The organism is Actinomadura sp. NBRC 104412, assembly GCF_030269515.1.
Lineage (GTDB): Bacteria > Actinomycetota > Actinomycetes > Streptosporangiales > Streptosporangiaceae > Spirillospora.
In genome coordinates this window covers 83,738-100,003 of the sequence record NZ_BSTM01000003.1, presented here as the reverse complement: position 1 = coordinate 100,003, position 16,266 = coordinate 83,738, and the positions used below count along the sequence as shown (strand labels likewise).

The window sequence follows — 16,266 nt, the reverse complement described above, 5'->3', positions numbered from 1 at the left end:
CCGCCGCAGGCACCGCCAACAAACACAGAGCGCCAGCGACGAGCGCAGCTTGCGCCTGCAATAAACCCAGCAGAAACCGGGGCGTCGTGGTTGGGGAAGAGGTGTGCGACGCCCCGGCTCCTGGTGTTGGCCGCCGTGTGTGGGCGGCCGGTCAGTGGGCTGCGGTGGGGCCCTTCGGGCGGGCTTGATGTTCTCCCGTTAGCTGGCTTCGGGGATGGGGAGGGTGGGCTGGCCGGGGACGCCCAGGGTGTCTTCGACCAGGGAGACGAAGATGCCGGCGTCGTGGAGCAGTTCGTCGGCTTCGCGGGCGGTGACGGCGCGGGGGAGGCCGGCTTCGGCGGCGGCGCGTTTGTCGGCGCCGGCGGCGAAGAAGGCGGCCCATTCGCGCAGGGCGGGTTCGGCTTCGGGGAGGAGCACCCAGACGCTGCGGGGACGTCCGCGGCGGTGGGTGTCGACGGGTTCCTTGGACGCGAGCACCGCCGCGGCGGCGCGGAGGGCCGCCAGGTGCGCGCAGACGTACCGGACGGCGGGCGTGGTGGCCTCGGCGGCCTCGGCGAGGCCCATCCGGGCGGCGTGCAACTGCCCCACCGCGGTCTGCGCGGGACGGGGCGGCTGGAGGGGGCGGCGGCGGGGGCTCGGCATGCGTTCGGCTGAGGAGTGCAGGGCGGTGGTGTGCCGCCCAGGCGTGCGCGCGGTCATCGTTCCGGACATGACTGCCTCCTTCCGGCTCGGGCCGGCCGGGCGGAGCGCTTCCCCTCGCTCCGCCCGGCCGTCCGTCCCGCGAGACGCGTGTCTCGGCGCGGACGTCGCCCTGGCACGGTCCGCGAGTCCCGTACCACGTCGAACATAAGTTCGACGCATTCACAGTAAAGCGCTCTGACGCCGATTCGTCAATGCGTTCGAACGAGTGGTGTGACCCACAGTGATCTCGCGAGGTCACCGTTCCAGGGGGTCAGCGGGGCCTGCGGACGTGGACGGGCACGTTGGTCCCCACCCGCTCGGGGAAGTACTCGGCGATGTGCATGGGGAGCCGGACGCACCCGTGTGAGGCCGGGTAGCGGGGCACGTCGAGGGCGCCGTGGAAGGCGATGCCGCCGTTGAAGTAGATCGGGTTGTACAGCCGTCCGAGCGGTGAGGTCTCCCACCCGGAGGCGCGGCGTCCCGTACGGAAGTCGCCCGTGCTGGTGGTCGCGTAGCGGCAGCGGGCGACCGTGGCGCCGCGGTCCTTGGCGCAGTACAGCTCGCCGGAACCGGACGAGATGTGGGTGATGAGGTCGGGCTTGCCGTCCTTGTAGACAACGAGGTACTGCCGCCGCAGGTCGACGTCGACGCGGTCGTCCTCGCGCTTCTTGGCTATCGGCTTGGGCTGTTTGGGCGCGTCGAGGGCCGCCCAGGTCTTCTCGCCGACCTTGCTGCTCACCTTGATGCGGTTGACCTTCTGGAACGCCCACACGGCCATCTGGGTGGACAGTCCGTACTTGCCGTCGACGCGCCCTGGGCCGTACTTGAGGTCCTTGAGGCGCCGCTGAAGTCGCTTGACGTCGTCGCCCTTGGCCCCGGGTTTGAGCGTCCGCCGTTGCGGTGTCGGCGTCGGCGTGGCCGTCGGCCGGGCTGTGGAGGGGGACGCGGCGGGCGCGTGGGTCTCCCCCGCCTTGCCCGCGGTCGTCGAGCCTCCTGCACACCCCGCCACCAGCACCGCACCGCCCGCGATCAGCAGTGTGTCCCTCAGAACGCTCATCTGGCTCCCTCGCGCGTCCGGCTCCCCCGCGTCGGGCGCGGTCGCCCTTCAAGAGGGGGATCCGGACACTTTAGAAGGATTCCGTCACCGGGGTCCCGACATCACACGCCAAAGCACGACCACGGATATACCAATGTCCTGCTCAGGACGCCGGGCCCTAAGGTGAGGGCATGCATCCGAACGTCGAACGCGTCGCCGCCGTCCTGCGCGAGCAGGGCGCGGCGGGAGAGATCATCGAGTTGCCGGAGCCGGCGCCGACCGCCCGGGCCGCGGCGGAGCAGATCGGCTGCCCGGTCGGCGCGATCGCCAACAGCCTCGTCTTCGACGCGGACGGGGAGCCGCTGCTGGTGCTGACCAGCGGCGCGCACCGGGTGGACACGGCGAAGGTGGCCGCGCTGGTGGGCGCGGCCAAGGTCAAGCGGGCGACCCCGGAGTTCGTCCGGGAGGCCACCGGACAGGCGATCGGCGGCGTCGCGCCGGTCGGGCACCCCGCGCCGGTCCGGACGCTGGTGGACGTGTGGCTGGACAAGTACGACCAGGTGTGGGCCGCGGGCGGCATCGCCCACACCGTGTTCCCGACCTCGTACGAGGAACTGTTGCGGATCACCGGCGGTGAGGCCGCCGACGTGGGGGTGGAGACGACATGACGGAGATCTGGCACAACCCGCGCTGCTCGAAGAGCCGTACGGCCAAGGCGGCCCTGGACGAGGCGGGCGTCGCCTACACCGAGCGCCGCTACCTGGACGACCCGCCGACCGCGGAGGAACTGGACGCGGTGCTGAAGCGGATCGGGGCCGAGCCGTGGGACGTGGCGAGGCTGAACGAGCCGGTCGCCAAGGAGCTCGGGCTGAAGGACATGGAACGGGACCGGGCCCGCTGGATCGAGGTCATGGTCGCGAACCCGGTGCTGATCCAGCGGCCGATCGTCCTGACGGACGACGGCGGCGCGGTCGTGGCGCGGGACGAGGCGTCGGTGCGCAAGGCCCTCGACAGCGCGTGACGCCGATGTGATCCTGGATGGCCGGGGCGAGGCACGTCGAGGGGGTGCGGCATGACCGGGCAGATGCGCACCGGCCCGGCGGCGTGCGACGCCGACTTCCGGGGCATCGATCCACCGGCGCTCGACCACCTGATCAAGCAGATGCAGGACGCGCAGGCGGCGATCAGGGGCTGGCTGAACGGGCACCGCCCGCCGCCCGGGGTGTCCGCGGCGGGCTACCGGCAGGCCGAGCAGGTGGCGCAGTGGACGGCCGACCAGCTCGGCATGCTGACCCGCCGCTACCACTACGCCATCACGCATCCGGACCGGGGACGCGGCGTCCAGGCACCGCCCCCTCCGAGGCCACCCGCCGGCGGTCCGCGAAGCGACGGCCCCGCGACGGCCCCGCCGCGCTGGCCCTCGCTCACGCCGAACGGGGCGGGCGGCGATCTCGGCAACTTCGCCACCCGCCAGGACGCGGCGAAGGCCGCCAGGTCCGACGCGCTGGCGGTGGCCGCGGCCGTCCAGGACCGCAGGCCCGTCCCCGAGGAGGTCTGGGCGCATCTGAAGGCGAACGCCGGCGATCCCGACTACACCGAGAGGCTTTACGAGCGGCTCGGGCCCGCGATGGCCGCCGATCTGGTCAAGGCGGCGGACGGCGACCCGTCGCGGCTTGCCGTGGTGCGCGAGTCGCTCGGCACGGCCAGCCATCACGTGGTGATGGACGTGCGGTGGCTGCAAGCGTTCCTGGCAGAGGCGGACCGGGCGGGCGTTCACCCGGTGGCCGTCCAGGTCCTCACCGGGACCGAGATGAGCCATCGGACGCGCGAGGCCATCGGCAGGCTCGACCTCCCGCCTGCCGCCGAGACGCCCGTCCCAGAACGCAAGGCCGGTTAGCCATGGCTCCGCCACCTCCCCCTTCCGCGGTCCCGCCGCCCCTGGACTCGGCCGCCGCGTCCCAGTTGCCGCCGACCGAGCGCCCCAACCCCGCGTACCGGGAGCTCTACCAGGCGTACGCGGACGCCTACGGAGGCATCACGAGGCTCAGGGACGCCCTCGACCCCGCCGTCAGGACCCTCAACGAGACGGACGCATGGTTAGGACCGGAGGCCCGCCAGTGGGGCGGGCAGCTCGACGCCAACCGCGGCTCGCTGCGGAAGGCCGCCGACAGGATCCTGTGGGACATCTACGACCGCCTGTCCGCCACCCACCGGACGATCCCGCGCACCTGAACCCCGCGAGCCGGGGATCGCCCACACACCACACCGGCAAGGCAGGCGGGTCTACCCTCTACCAAGTGAAGGATGCGAAGCTGCGTGACATCGACCACCGGGCCTTCCTGAGACGGCTCGGGCCGATCCTGGCGGTGTACGCGGCGGCGATGCGACCGCCACCCGAACAGCTCCCCGGCCGCCACACCATCATGGAGCGGCACGCCACGTACCCCGCGTTCAGGGCGGTCGTGGCCGAACGCCGGGGCGGGTCGCTGCTGTCACGCGCGGGCGGGACGCTCCAGGGGTTCGGCTACGGGTTCCGCGGCGAGACCGGCCAGTGGTGGCACGACGTGGTCCGGGACGCGCTGACCCGGACGGGCGGCGGCGCGCACGCGGCACGCTGGCTGGACGACGTGTTCGAGGTCGCCGAGCTGCACGTCCATCCCGATCACCAGCGGCACGGCATCGGGCGGAGGCTGCTCAACACCCTGTGCGAGGGCCGCCCGGAACGGACCGTGGTGCTGTCCACCCTGGACCCCGGGCACGAGGACACCCCGGCCCGCAGGCTGTACCGGTCCGTGGGCATGGTGGACCTGCTGACCGGGTTCGTGTTCCCCGGTGGAGGGCCGCCCTATGCGGTGATGGGCGCGACCCTGCCGCTGGCCCCGTACGAGCGGGACGGGGCGCCCGCGTCCCAGCCCGCCGGAGGACCCGCGTAGGGACCGGTGTAGGACGGGGCGTCCAGCAGCGAGTAGACCTCGCGGGTCGCGGTGGACTTGTTGAAGGTGATGAAGTGGATGCCCGGCGCGTCCTGCTCCAGCAGGTCCCGGCACAGCTCGGCGGCGTGCTCGATGCCGAGCCGCCGGACCGCCTCCGGGTCGTCGGCGACGGCCTCGAACCGCTCCCGCACCTCGGGCGGGAACGGCGCGCCCGACAGTTGCTCGGACCGCTCGATGGTGCTCATCTGGGTGACCGGCATGATCCCCGGGATGATCGGGGTGTCGCAGCCGGCCGCCTCGACCCGGTCGCGCAGCCGGAAGTAGTCCTCGGCGCGGAAGAACATCTGGGTGATGGCGTAGTCGGCGCCCGCCCGGCACTTGGCCACGAAGTGGCGGGTGTCGCTCTCCACGTCCGGTGAGCGGGGGTGCTTGTACGGGAAGGCGGCCACGCCCACGCAGAAGTCGCCGTACGAGCGGATCATCCTGACCAGGTCGGCCGCGTACTCCACGCCCTCCGGATGCTTGATCCACTCCCCCATCGGGTCGCCGGGCGGGTCGCCGCGCAGCGCGAGCATGTTCCGGACGCCGGCGGCGGCGAACCGGCCGATCAGGTTGCGCAGCTCGGCCTTGGAGTGGTTGACCGCGGTGAAGTGCGCGACCGGGATGAGCGTGGTCTCGGTGGCGATCCGCTCCACGATGTCCACGGTCGTGTCGCGGGTCCCGCCGCCCGCGCCGTAGGTCACCGACACGAACGTCGGCCGCAGCGTCTCCAGCTCGCGGATCGCGCGCCAGAGGTTGCGTACGCCCTTGTCCGTCTTCGGCGGGAAGAACTCGAACGAGAAGGACCTGCCACCGGCGGCGAGCAGCTCACGGATGGTGGGGGCTCGGTCAGGGCGTTGGCTGGGCATCTTCCAAGCCTAGTGCCGCGCGGCGCCCCTTCTCGCCCCGGAACGCCCAAAGGATCGCAAGACCACCGGCAACACGCCCGCGGCATGCCCGGTCCACCAGAAATGAACGGAATTTCCAGCGGATCCGACAAAATACTCCAGTACAGGTGGAGAAGAGACCACAACGGGGTAGATACGATCACGGCATGTCCATAAGCCGCATCCGCAAGGAGGTCGACGCGGCACTGCGGGCTTTCGTCGACGGCCAGCGTCCCGCGCTGCTCTCCATCAGCCCCGACCTGGCGCCCATGCTGGCCGCGCTGGACGCGTTGCTGGCCGGTGGCAAACGGCTCCGGCCGGCGTTCTGCTACTGGGGCTGGCAGGCCGCGGGAGGCCAGGAGCCCAGGGAGGGGATCGTCACCGCGGCGGCGTCCCTTGAGCTGCTCCAGGCCAGCGCCCTCGTCCACGACGACGTCATGGACTCCTCCGATACCCGCCGCGGGCAGCCGTCGGCGCACCGGCGCTTCGAGTCGCTGGCCGTCCAGGAAGGCCGGCCGGGCGCCGCCGCGCCGTTCGGCGAGGGCGCCGCGATCCTGCTGGGCGACCTGTGCCTGGCCTGGTCCAGCGAGATGTACGAGGCCAGCGGCCTGGACGCCGCGCGGATCGCCGACGGGCGCGCGGTCTACAACCTGATGCGCACCGAGGTGATGTCCGGCCAGTACCTCGACCTGCTGGAGGGCGTGCGCGGCACCGGCACCGTGGACGCGGCGCTGCGGGTGGTCGAGTTCAAGAGCGCGAAGTACACGATCGAGCGGCCCCTCCACCTGGGATCGGCGCTGGCGGGGGGCTCCCCCGAGGTGACCGGCGCCCTCCGCGCCTACGGACGGCCGCTGGGCATCGCCTTCCAGCTCCGGGACGACGTGCTGGGCGTCTTCGGCGACCCGGCGGAGACCGGCAAGCCCGCGGGCGACGACCTGCGCGAGGGCAAGCGGACGGTGCTGGTGGCGCAGACGGTGGCCCGTGCCAGCGCGGCGCAGGCCGAGGTGATCGACCGGCTGCTGGGCGATCCCGGGCTGGACGCGGCGGGGGTCGCCGAGCTGCGCGGGATCATCGTGGACACCGGCGGGCTCGCCGCCTGCGAGGCCATGATCGGCCGTTACGCCGAGGAGGCCGCGGAGGCGCTGCGCACCGCGCCGATCACCGGCGAGGCCCGGATCGCCTTGGAGGACCTGGCGGTCGCCGCCACCACCCGCCAGGCGTAGCCGCCGGGCCGGACGGCGAAGATCGCCCGTTCCGCTGCTCCGTGTCGTGGCCACGCGGTAGAAATGGGGGGCTCGTTCCGTCCGTCCCCGCCGAGTCGGAGTCTCCAGTGCCGCACGATTCCTCCCGTGGGAGGGCGTCGCCCCGTCCCCCGCATCTCACGCCGGTGCCCACCGGCGCGAGGGGCTCCGGCCGGCGCACGCTCGACTCGGCCGCCGTCCCCGAGCGTCCCGGCGCCCGAGCGGGCGAGGCCGCCGCCGTCAGCACACCCCTGAGCCAGGCGGTCGAGAAGGACGGGCCGCTGTCCGAAGCGGACCTGCACAAGCTGGCGTTGCGTACCGCCAAGGCACTGGCCAGGCGGCACAAGGAAGGCACCATGCACGGCAGCCTCCACCCCGGCAACGTCATCCTCGCCCCTGAGGGCGCCAAGGTGAGCACCGCCGCGCGGGAGGTGCCCCCGTCCTACCTGGCGCCCGAGCAGGTCGAGGACGAGCCGGTCGGCCCGCCCGCCGACGTCTTCGCCTGGGGCGCCACGCTCGTGTACGCGGCGACGGGGCGCCCGCCCTTCGGCACCGGCCCGGACGCGGCGGTCCTGCGTAGGGTCACCTCGCGGCGTCCCGACCTCGGCGACCTGGAGGGCCCCCTGCGGGAACTGGTCGCGCGCTGCCTGGACAAGAACCCCGCCGCCCGCCCGACGTCCCGGCAGGTCGTCCGGGCGCTCCGGGACGGCCGGACGCCCACGCCGAAGCCGCGCCCCAAGCGCATCCCCCGCTACCGCTGGCGGATGATGGTCGCGTTGGCCGCCGTCATCGCGATGGGCTTCGTGATGGGCGTGCTGGTCTGAAGCCTCACCAGTGCGGCGGACGGTCCTCGATCAGCCGATCGTCGTCGTCGCCTCCACGCCACTCCCCCCAGCCGGTGTCGGTGTCGTCGGAGGTCTGGTCCGGCAGGATCACCAGATCGTCGTCGGACAGATCCACCGGGCGCTCGTCGTCGGGTCCAGGTCCCACGCTCATGGCCCCATTGTCGGGCATCCCCGCCCATGATCGATCCCGCGGACCGGCACCGGCCGCCGCGGTCAGCCGCGCAGGCGCCCGGCCAGCTCGGCGGCGGCCCGGCGCGGGTCGGCCGCCTCGGTGATCGCGCGGACGACCACGATGCGGCGGGCGCCCGCCTCCAGGACCTCGTCCAGGTTGCCCTCGTCGATCCCGCCGATCGCGAACCACGGCCGCACCTCCCGCTGCGACGCCACGTACCGCACCAGCTTGAGGCCGGGGGCGGCACGCCCCGGTTTGGTCGGCGTCGGCCAGACCGGGCCCGCGCAGAAGTAGTCCACCCCGGGTTCGGCGGCGGCGGCGGACGCCTGCTCGTCGGAGTGCGTGGACCGTCCGATCAGGATGTCCTCGCCCACGATCGCGCGGGCGGCCGGGACCGGCAGGTCGTCCTGCCCCAGGTGCAGGACGTCGGCGTGCACGGCGTGCGCGATGTCGGCCCGGTCGTTGACCGCGAGCAGCGCCCCGTGGCGTTCGCAGGCGGCGCGGAACACCTGGAGGTACTCGATCTCCTGCCGCGCCTCCAGCCCCTTCTGGCGGAGCTGGACGATGTCGACGCCGCCGGCGAGGGCGGCGTCGAGGAACTCGGGCAGGTCCCCTTGCCGCTCCCGGGCGTCCGTGCAGAGGTAGAGACGGGCCTGGGCGAGCCGTGCGCGCAGGGCGACGGCGCGGTCGGAGGGGAGGTGCCTGGACACGGTGAGGGCCGGTTCCTTCCGTGCGGGTTTCACGATGGTCGCGGGGCCGCGCGCGAGTACCGTCGCGCGTGACCCCGCGATCCTGTCACGTGCGTGTTCCTCCTCGTACGCCGGGTGCTCTCGCCGCGCCCCTCAGAAGGCGAGCGCCTGGGCGCGCCGGCGGACCTCGGTGCCCCGGTTCTCGCTGAGCGCCTGGACGGGGGTTCCGGGGAGGGTGTCGTCCGCGGTGAACAGCCACCGCAGCGTCTCCACATCGTCGTAGCCCGCGTCCGACAGCAGCGTCAGCGTGCCGGAGAGCCCCTTGATGACCTGGCCGTCCTTGATGAAGGCGGCGGGCACCATCGGCTTTCCTCCGCGCCGGACCGCCAGCAGCTTGCGCTCGCTGAGCAGTTGCTTGATCCGGCCGGGCTTGATACCGAGCCGCTCGGTCGCCTCGGAGAGGGTGATCCACTCGCCGGCGAGGGCGTCGGTCTGGGGGTCGAGAGCGCTTTCCACGGTTGCGTGCAGTTGCGTCACGCCCCCTTGCTACCACGCGCCCGCTCCGCTCAAACCCGCCGGATCCGGCCTTGTGGACCGGTCAGCGCACGGCCTGCCTGAGCTGCACGCCCGGATCGGCCACCGCGTCGGGATCCACGGGCGTACCTGCGGCGATGATGCGCCGGGCCTGGGCGAGATCGCGGGGCCTGTCAACGGTCAGGACGGCGTCCAGCCGGTCACCGGTCAGCCAGCACACGGCCCACTTGCCCTCGGACGGGTCCCCCCGATGAACGAGCCGCTCGGACCCGGGGTGGTGCCCGGAGTACTGCACCATCCGCCCGAACTGCTCCGACCAGAAGTACGGGACGGCATCATACGACGCGTCCTCGCCAAGCAGCGTCGCCGCGGCGACGGACGGGGCGTTGAGCGCGGTGTCCCAGTGCTCGACGAGCAGGCGGCGCCCATACCGCCGCGACCACCATTCGGCGCAGTCGCCCACCGCCACGATGTCGGAACGCACATCGGTCCCCACGCTCGTCCTGAACGCCTCGTCGGTGACGATCCCGCGTTCGACCAGCAGCCCCGAACCGTCCAGCCACTCCAGGTGAGGCCGCACGCCCACGCCCACCAGCACCAGGTCGGCCTCGATCCGGCCGCCACCGGCCAGAGCGAGCCCGCCGTCCTCCACCTCGGCCACCTTGACCCCCGTACGCAGCTCCACCCCCGCCTCGGCGTACCAGGGAACGGTGAGCGCGCCGACCTCCGGACCGATCGCGTTGGCCAGTGGAGTGTCCGCCGCCTCCACCACCGTCACGGCGCAACCCCTCTTGGCCGCGGCCGTGGCGACCTCCGCCCCGATCCACCCGGCCCCGACGATGACGACCCGCGCCCCCTCCGTCAGCCGGTCACGGATCACGCGGGCGTCCTCGATGGTCCGCAGAACATGCTGCCCGCCGTCCCCCGGCAGCCTGATCGGCTCCGCCCCGGTGGCGATGACCAGGCCATCGAACGCCATCTCACCCGCCGTAGTGGCGAGCGTCCCGCCACGTCCCGTCCCAGGCCGCAGACCGGTCGCGCTCTCCCCGAGAAGCAGCCGCACCCCAAGCGAGTCCCAATCGGCGTCCACCGTGGTGTCGTCGGTCTCCCCCATCAGAACGGCCTTGGACAGCGGCGGCCGATCGTAAGGCCGATGCCCCTCGGCCGACACCAACGTCAGCTCACCCTGGAATCCCTTGCCCCGCAGGCTCTCAACGGCCCGCACCCCCGCCAGACCGCCACCCACCACGATGATCCTCACAGCGCTCATTCTGCCCTGCCCCGACCCCCCACCCCCGAACGAACCCGATGCATCAGTCGCCCCCACCCCCAAACGGTCACTCAACATCGCAACCGCAACCAAAGACAGGGGGCGAGACCCCAAACTCGCAGCGCGCCCAGGACAAGTCGAAGCGATACAGCGATCACCGCAAGCAAGACAAGCAACGAGCCGCCAAGACGAGAAGCGCAGCTCACACCCGCAATAACACCTCTCACACCCACCCCAGCCCGTCACCCCAGCCCCGAACGGTCGCCCAAGCGCCGCGATCGCGACCGAAGGCAGGTTCCGAGCCTGCGAGGAACCTGATCGCGAAGCGAGCCCCCAGGGCGAGTCGAAGCGATGCAGCGATCACCGTCAAGCACGACAAGCGACGAGCCGCCAGGCGAGAAGCGCAGCTCGTGCTTGCCAATAAACACAGCACCCACCCCAGCCCGTCACCCCAGCCCCGAACGGTCGCCCAAGCGCCGCGATCGCGACCGAAGGCAGGTTCCGAGCCTGCGAGGAACCTGATCGCGCAGCGAGCCCCCAGGGCGAGTCGAAGCGATGCAGCGATCACCGCAAGCGAGACAAGCGAGGAGCGCCAGCGACGAGCGCAGCTCTCGCTTGCAATAGACTAAAACAGCGCGGGAGTCCGGTTCGACCGGGCTGAGAGGGTGGCTGGGATGGGCCGCCGACCGCAGAACCTGATCCGGATCATGCCGGCGAAGGGAGCGTGGCGATATGGAGATCGCGATCATCGGGGCGGGTGTGATCGGCCTGGCGACCGCGTGGCGTGCGGCGGCGCGGGGGGCCGTGGTGACGCTGGTGGATCCGGAGCCGGGTAGTGGCGCGTCGGCCGTGGCGGCGGGGATGTTGACTCCGGTGAGCGAGGTCGCGTACGGGGAGGAGCGGCTGCTCGCCTTAGGGCTGGCGTCCCGTGACCGGTATGGGGCGTTCGTCGCGGAGCTTGAGGAGGAGACGGGGCTCGGTACGGGTTACCGCGCCGACGGCATCCTTGAGGTCGCGTTCGACACGGACGATCTGCGTTATCTGGATGAGGTGCGGCGGCTTCAGGAGAGGTGGGGGATTCCCACCGAGGCGCTGACGGGGCGCGAGTGCCGCAGGCTGGAGCCGATGCTGGCGCCTGGTGTGCGCGGTGGCCTGCTGGCTTCCGAGGACGGTTCGATCGATCCTCGGCGGCTGGCTCCGGCGCTGCTGGCCGCGGCGGAGAAGCGTGGTGTGCGGATGGTGCGGCGGCGCGCCACCGGTGTGATCGTCGAGAAGGACGTCGCGGTGGGGGTGCGGCTGGAGGGCGGCGGCGAGGTCCGGGCGGAGCGGGTGCTGCTGGCCGCCGGTGCCTGGTCGGGTGGCCTTGAGGGCGTGCCTGCGGAGGTGCTGCCTCCGGTGCGTCCGGTGAAGGGGCAGGTGATCCGGCTCCGCACGGCCGTTCCGTTCTTGCGGCGCTCTACGCGCGGGCTGGTGAAGGGGTCCTCGATCTATCTGGTGCCCAGGGCGGACGGGGAGGTCGTGGTCGGTGCCACCCAGGAGGAGATGGGTTTCGACACCCGGGTGACCGCGGGCGGCCTGTGGGAGCTGCTGCGGGACGCGCGCGAGTTGGTCCCCGGCATCACGGAGCTGGAGTTCGCCGAGGTGTCGGCAGGGTTGCGTCCCGGTTCCCCCGACAACGCCCCGCTGATGGGGCCCACGGCCCTGCCCGGTCTCGTCGTGGGAACGGGCCATTACCGCAACGGAATCCTGCTCACCCCGGTCAGCGCCGACATCCTCACGGAGGTTCTGCTGGACGGCACGGTGCCCGAGGTGGGCCGTCCCTTCGTCCCCGAGCGACCCAAGGATGAGACAGCGTGATCAGCGTGATCGTGAACGGGGAGCGGCGCGAGCTCCCCGAGGGCACCAGCGTGGCGGACGCGGTCAGCGGCGCGACCGGCCGGTCGGGCCCGGAGACGGCCGGGGTGGCGGCGGCGTTGAACGGCGAGGTCGTGCGTCGTGCGGACTGGTCCGCCACGACGTTGCAGGAGGCGGATCGGCTTGAGGTGCTGACCGCCGTACAGGGAGGCTGAACCCCCGTGAAGCAGGACACAGGCCATGATGTCGAGCCGCTGGTCATCGCGGGCGAGGAGATCCCCTCGCGGTTGATCATGGGGACGGGGGGCGCGCCGAGCATGAGCGTGCTGCGCTCGGCCCTGGTCGCGTCCGGCACCGCCCTCACCACCGTCGCGATGCGGCGGGTCGATCCGTCCGCCCGCGGTTCGGTCCTGGACGTGCTGAAGGAGTGCGGGATCCGGGTGCTGCCCAACACCGCCGGGTGTTTCACGGCGGGCGAGGCGGTGCTCACCGCCAAGCTGGCCCGTGAGGCGCTGGGCACCAACTGGGTGAAGCTGGAGGTCATCGCGGACGAGCGCACGCTGCTGCCGGATCCGATCGAGCTGGTGGAGGCGGCCGAGCAACTGGTGGCCGACGGGTTCGTGGTGCTCCCCTACACCAACGACGATCCGGTGCTGGCGCGCCGCCTCGAGCAGGCGGGCTGCGCGGCGGTGATGCCGCTGGGCTCCCCGATCGGGTCGGGCCTGGGCATCCGCAACCCGCACAACATCGAGCTGATCGTGGAGGATGCGGGCGTCCCGGTGATCCTGGACGCGGGTTTGGGGACCGCCAGCGATGCCGCGCTGGCGATGGAGCTGGGCTGCGACGCCGTCCTGCTCGCCACGGCGGTCACCCGGGCGCAGTCGCCCGAGCGGATGGCCGCGGCGATGCGCCACGCGGTGGAGGCGGGCCGGCTGGCCCGCCTGGCCGGGCGGATCCCCATGCGCCGGTACGCCCAGGCGTCGTCGCCTTGGGAGGGCCTCGCCACACCACAGTGAAGGAACGCTGAAACGTCCCTTACAGCAATAATCGCTGGACCTGAAAGATCGGTGGGGCGAGACTGGTCGCCGCCTCTCAAACCTCCGATTCAGGGTACGGCACATGCTTCACGACGAAAGCGGCGGAACTGCGCCGAGGGTGGACCGTCGAGCGCTGGCCGCCGCGACCGTCACGGTCGTGCTGTGGGCATCCGCCTTCGTGTCCATCCGCAGCGCGGGCGCGGACTACTCACCGGGGGCGCTGGCGCTGGGGCGGCTGCTGGCCGGGGCCGTCACCCTCGGCGTGATCTGCCTGATCCGCCGTGAGGGCCTGCCTCCCCGCGCGGCCTGGCCGGGGATCGCCGCGTCCGGAGTGCTGTGGTTCGGCCTCTACAACGTCGCGCTGAACTGGGGCGAGCAGCAGGTCGACGCGGGCACCGCCGCGATGGTGGTGAACATCGGCCCGCTGCTCATCGCGCTGCTGGGCGGCTGGCTGCTCAAGGAGGGCTTCCCACCCCGGCTGATGGCGGGGATGGCGGTGTCGTTCGCCGGTGCCGTGGTGGTCGGGTACTCGATGTCGGACGAGGGCCACGCCTCGCTGCTGGGCGTGCTGCTCTGCCTGGTCGCGGCCGTGACGTACGCGGCGGGCGTCGTCAGCCAGAAGCCCGCGCTGCGGCAGGCGTCGGCGCTTCAGGTCACCACGTACGGCTGCCTGATCGGCGCGGTGGCGTGCCTGCCGTTCGCGGGCCGGTTGGCAGGCCAGGTCGGCGACGCCTCGGCCTCCGCGACCCTCAACATGATCTACCTGGGTGTCTTCCCGACCGCGCTGGCGTTCACCACCTGGGCGTACGCGCTGGCCCGCACCTCGGCGGGCAGGATGGGCGCCACCACCTACGCCGTCCCTGCCCTGGTCGTGGTGATGTCGTGGGCGACGCTCGGCGAGGTGCCGGAATGGCTGACGCTCGCCGGCGGCCTTCTGTGCCTGGGCGGCGTGGCTGTGGCGCGCCGGAGCCCGCACCCCCACGGGGTGGCGGAGCCCGCTCCCGCGCCCGTCCCTGCGGACGGCAAGGCGGTAGGCTAGGCGCCGGCGGCCTGTGAAGGCCCGGCCCCGCCGCCGAGGATCGGCCCGTCAGTAGTCCTGCGGGCTGATGGGTTCCGTTCGGGAAGGCCCTTACACTCGCTCTGATGGACGCTACGGTCGCTGACCCCCTCGTCGGGCAGGTGCTCGACGGGCGGTACCGCATCGAATCCCGCGTCGCCCGTGGCGGGATGGCCACCGTCTACATGGGCCGCGACATGCGCCTCGACCGCACGGTGGCGATCAAGGTGATGCACGCCGCGCTGGCCACCGACGAGGACTTCGTCCGCCGGTTCATCGGCGAGGCCAAGGCCGCCGCCGCGCTGTCCAACCCCAACGTGGTCGCCGTCTACGACCAGGGCACCGACGGCGAGCACGTCTACCTGGTGATGGAGTACGTCCGCGGCCGTACGCTGCGGGACCTGCTCACCGAACGCGGCCGGCTGGGCCCGCGCGCCGCCCTGGAGATCATGCAGCCGGTGCTGGCCGCGCTGGGCGCCGCGCACCGCGCCGGCCTCGTGCACCGCGACGTCAAGCCGGAGAACGTGCTGCTCACCGAGGACGGCCAGGCCAAGGTCGCCGACTTCGGGCTCGCGCGGGCCGAGACCGCGTCCGGGATGACCAAGACCGGCGTGATCATCGGCACGGTCGGCTATCTCGCCCCCGAGCAGGTCCTGTCCGGCCACGCGGACGTGCGCTCCGACGTCTACGCCGCGGGCGTCATGCTGTTCGAGCTGCTCACCGGCACGCTCCCGCATCAGGGCGACACCCCGCTCGCGGTCGCGTACAAGCATGTCAACGACCCGATCCCCGCCCCGTCCACCCGGGTGCCCGGGCTGCCGCACCCCTTGGACGCCCTGGTGCTGCGCGCCACTGCACGCCAGCCCCAGGAGCGGCCGCAGGACGCGAACGTCTTCCTGGGCGAGGTGGCCCAGGTGCACGCGGGCCTCCCCCGCGACATCGACCAGCGGGTGGGCATGCCCGCCGCGCAGCCCCGCCCGGCGGCCGACGGCTCCACCAGGATCTTCGACGCCCGTACCGCGCCCGCGTCGGTGCCGCCGCCCCGTTCCGCGGGTGACCGTGCCCTGGGCGTCCTGACCGGCCGCTACGTGCTGATCGCGATCGGCGCGGTGGCGGCGGTCATCCTGGGCTGGGCGGTCTGGTACCAGACCTCGGGCCAGTACGACCACGTCCCCGACACCATCATCGGGATGCCCGTGGCGGACGCACGGGCGAAGCTGGAGGACGGCGGCATGACCGTCCGGATCGGCGACGCCGTCTACAGCGACAAGGTCAAGAAGGGCGAGGTCGCGCGTTCGGAGCCGGGTCCCGGCACCCGCCTCACCGACGGCTCCCTGGTCACCCTCTTCCCGTCCAAGGGCCGCGTCCCCAGGGAGGTGCCGGACGTGTCCGGCAAGCCCGTGGACGAGGCCAGGAAGATCCTCCGGGACCGGGGCTTCACGCCGGGCAAGGTGACCACGACCACGTCCCAGAGCTACGACCGCGACCACGTCATCCGCACGAAGCCGCCCGCCGGGCAGAAGCAGTCCCCCGACGAGCCGGTGGACATCGTCGTCAGCCGAGGCATGGAGATGCCCTCGCTCGTGGGCCGCAACGGCGAGGAGGCCGCGAACCAGCTTCGTTCCATGGGCCTGGACGTCGACGTCGACCGCCGCCGAAGGGGCTCCAGCCCGCCGGGTACGGTCATCGAGCAGAGTCCCAGCCCCGGCACCGGCGTCTCCCGCGGCGACCGGGTCCGGATCGTGGTCAACGAACGCGACTGCTTCATCGGCAGGTTCTTCTGCGACGACGGCGACCGCGCGGACGGCGAGCAGATCCCCGTGCCCGACGTCCGGGGCCAGCGGGTCGAGGACGCCCGCAGGGCTCTCCGCGCGTCCGGTTTCAAGGTCCGGATCGGCAGCCGCGTCCGCGACACGGTGGTCGCGCAGACCCCCTCGGGCGGCAACGCGCCCCGGGGCTCGGAGGTCACCATCTGGGCATAGGCTAAGCCC

General features: G+C 72.3%; 19 protein-coding genes and 1 riboswitch. Of the genes, 12 read left to right on the top strand and 7 right to left on the bottom strand.

The window, feature by feature from the left end:
- Nucleotides 1-198 precede the first annotated feature (198 nt).
- Together QSK21_RS04915 and QSK21_RS04910 are read right to left on the bottom strand one after the other, a co-directional pair.
- A complete protein-coding gene (locus QSK21_RS04915) occupies nucleotides 199-711 on the bottom strand; it encodes an SAV_6107 family HEPN domain-containing protein (RefSeq protein ID WP_285694004.1) in 513 nt (170 codons plus the stop codon).
- Between the two features lie 241 nt (nucleotides 712-952).
- The gene (locus QSK21_RS04910; RefSeq protein ID WP_285694003.1) at nucleotides 953-1,738 is read right to left on the bottom strand and encodes a L,D-transpeptidase family protein; all 786 of its coding nucleotides are present in this window, start codon (nucleotides 1,736-1,738) and stop codon (nucleotides 953-955) included.
- Nucleotides 1,739-1,908: 170 nt separating this feature from the next.
- On the opposite strand from QSK21_RS04910, the gene QSK21_RS04905 reads away from it, so the two are divergent.
- From QSK21_RS04905 to QSK21_RS04885, 5 genes are all read left to right on the top strand, one after another.
- A complete protein-coding gene (locus QSK21_RS04905; RefSeq protein ID WP_285694002.1) occupies nucleotides 1,909-2,385 on the top strand; it encodes a YbaK/EbsC family protein in 477 nt (158 codons plus the stop codon).
- The gene (locus tag QSK21_RS04900; RefSeq protein ID WP_285694001.1) at nucleotides 2,382-2,738 is read left to right on the top strand and encodes an arsenate reductase family protein; all 357 of its coding nucleotides are present in this window, start codon (nucleotides 2,382-2,384) and stop codon (nucleotides 2,736-2,738) included. Before QSK21_RS04905 ends, QSK21_RS04900 begins: the two co-directional genes overlap by 4 nt.
- A gap of 51 nt (nucleotides 2,739-2,789) precedes the next feature.
- Complete coding sequence (locus tag QSK21_RS04895; protein WP_285694000.1) at nucleotides 2,790-3,614, top strand: hypothetical protein; 825 nt, start codon at nucleotides 2,790-2,792, stop codon at nucleotides 3,612-3,614.
- A gap of 2 nt (nucleotides 3,615-3,616) precedes the next feature.
- The gene (locus tag QSK21_RS04890) at nucleotides 3,617-3,949 is read left to right on the top strand and encodes a hypothetical protein (RefSeq protein WP_285693999.1); all 333 of its coding nucleotides are present in this window, start codon (nucleotides 3,617-3,619) and stop codon (nucleotides 3,947-3,949) included.
- A 65-nt stretch (nucleotides 3,950-4,014) separates the two neighbouring features.
- On the top strand, nucleotides 4,015-4,650 hold the full coding sequence (locus QSK21_RS04885; protein ID WP_285693998.1) for a GNAT family N-acetyltransferase: 636 nt from the start codon (nucleotides 4,015-4,017) through the stop codon (nucleotides 4,648-4,650).
- Here the strand turns inward: QSK21_RS04885 and metF are convergent.
- A complete protein-coding gene (gene metF, locus QSK21_RS04880) occupies nucleotides 4,563-5,558 on the bottom strand; it encodes a methylenetetrahydrofolate reductase [NAD(P)H] (RefSeq protein WP_285693997.1) in 996 nt (331 codons plus the stop codon). The two genes, QSK21_RS04885 and metF, sit on opposite strands and share 88 nt — an antisense overlap.
- A gap of 185 nt (nucleotides 5,559-5,743) precedes the next feature.
- Here metF and QSK21_RS04875 point away from each other — a divergent pair, with 185 nt between their 5' ends.
- Together QSK21_RS04875 and QSK21_RS04870 are read left to right on the top strand one after the other, a co-directional pair.
- Complete coding sequence (locus tag QSK21_RS04875; RefSeq protein ID WP_285693996.1) at nucleotides 5,744-6,799, top strand: polyprenyl synthetase family protein; 1,056 nt, start codon at nucleotides 5,744-5,746, stop codon at nucleotides 6,797-6,799.
- Nucleotides 6,800-6,963: 164 nt separating this feature from the next.
- Complete coding sequence (locus QSK21_RS04870; protein ID WP_285693995.1) at nucleotides 6,964-7,641, top strand: protein kinase domain-containing protein; 678 nt, start codon at nucleotides 6,964-6,966, stop codon at nucleotides 7,639-7,641.
- 4 nt (nucleotides 7,642-7,645) lie between these two features.
- Here the strand turns inward: QSK21_RS04870 and QSK21_RS04865 are convergent, their stop codons facing one another.
- The 4 genes from QSK21_RS04865 to QSK21_RS04850 form a co-directional block, all read right to left on the bottom strand.
- Complete coding sequence (locus QSK21_RS04865) at nucleotides 7,646-7,813, bottom strand: hypothetical protein (RefSeq protein WP_285693994.1); 168 nt, start codon at nucleotides 7,811-7,813, stop codon at nucleotides 7,646-7,648.
- A gap of 62 nt (nucleotides 7,814-7,875) precedes the next feature.
- Nucleotides 7,876-8,544 carry a thiamine phosphate synthase gene (thiE, locus tag QSK21_RS04860; protein WP_285693993.1) on the bottom strand — a complete coding sequence of 223 codons (669 nt, stop codon included), beginning with the start codon at nucleotides 8,542-8,544 and terminating at the stop codon, nucleotides 7,876-7,878.
- Between the two features lie 132 nt (nucleotides 8,545-8,676).
- Nucleotides 8,677-9,060: an Rv2175c family DNA-binding protein gene (locus QSK21_RS04855; protein WP_285693992.1), complete on the bottom strand. Its 384-nt coding sequence runs from the start codon at nucleotides 9,058-9,060 to the stop codon at nucleotides 8,677-8,679.
- 61 nt (nucleotides 9,061-9,121) lie between these two features.
- Entirely contained in the window at nucleotides 9,122-10,327 is a 1,206-nt protein-coding gene (locus tag QSK21_RS04850; RefSeq protein WP_502871503.1) for an NAD(P)/FAD-dependent oxidoreductase, read from the bottom strand.
- A 626-nt stretch (nucleotides 10,328-10,953) separates the two neighbouring features.
- Nucleotides 10,954-11,067: riboswitch (TPP riboswitch) on the top strand.
- Between QSK21_RS04850 and thiO the strand changes: the two genes are divergently transcribed.
- The 5 genes from thiO to pknB all read left to right on the top strand — a co-directional run bounded on the left by thiO (nucleotide 11,060) and on the right by pknB (nucleotide 16,257).
- Complete coding sequence (gene thiO / locus QSK21_RS04845) at nucleotides 11,060-12,184, top strand: glycine oxidase ThiO (protein WP_285693991.1); 1,125 nt, start codon at nucleotides 11,060-11,062, stop codon at nucleotides 12,182-12,184. (Overlaps the previous riboswitch by 8 nt.)
- A complete protein-coding gene (thiS, locus tag QSK21_RS04840; RefSeq protein WP_502871502.1) occupies nucleotides 12,181-12,396 on the top strand; it encodes a sulfur carrier protein ThiS in 216 nt (71 codons plus the stop codon). The genes thiO and thiS overlap by 4 nt, the downstream gene beginning before the upstream one ends.
- Before the next feature lie 6 nt (nucleotides 12,397-12,402).
- Nucleotides 12,403-13,197 carry a thiazole synthase gene (locus QSK21_RS04835; protein WP_285693990.1) on the top strand — a complete coding sequence of 265 codons (795 nt, stop codon included), beginning with the start codon at nucleotides 12,403-12,405 and terminating at the stop codon, nucleotides 13,195-13,197.
- Between the two features lie 139 nt (nucleotides 13,198-13,336).
- Complete coding sequence (locus tag QSK21_RS04830) at nucleotides 13,337-14,257, top strand: DMT family transporter (protein WP_285693989.1); 921 nt, start codon at nucleotides 13,337-13,339, stop codon at nucleotides 14,255-14,257.
- A 104-nt stretch (nucleotides 14,258-14,361) separates the two neighbouring features.
- Nucleotides 14,362-16,257 (top strand): Stk1 family PASTA domain-containing Ser/Thr kinase, encoded by a 1,896-nt coding sequence (gene pknB / locus QSK21_RS04825; RefSeq protein ID WP_285693988.1) that lies wholly within the window; start codon nucleotides 14,362-14,364, stop codon nucleotides 16,255-16,257.
- Nucleotides 16,258-16,266 lie beyond the last annotated feature (9 nt).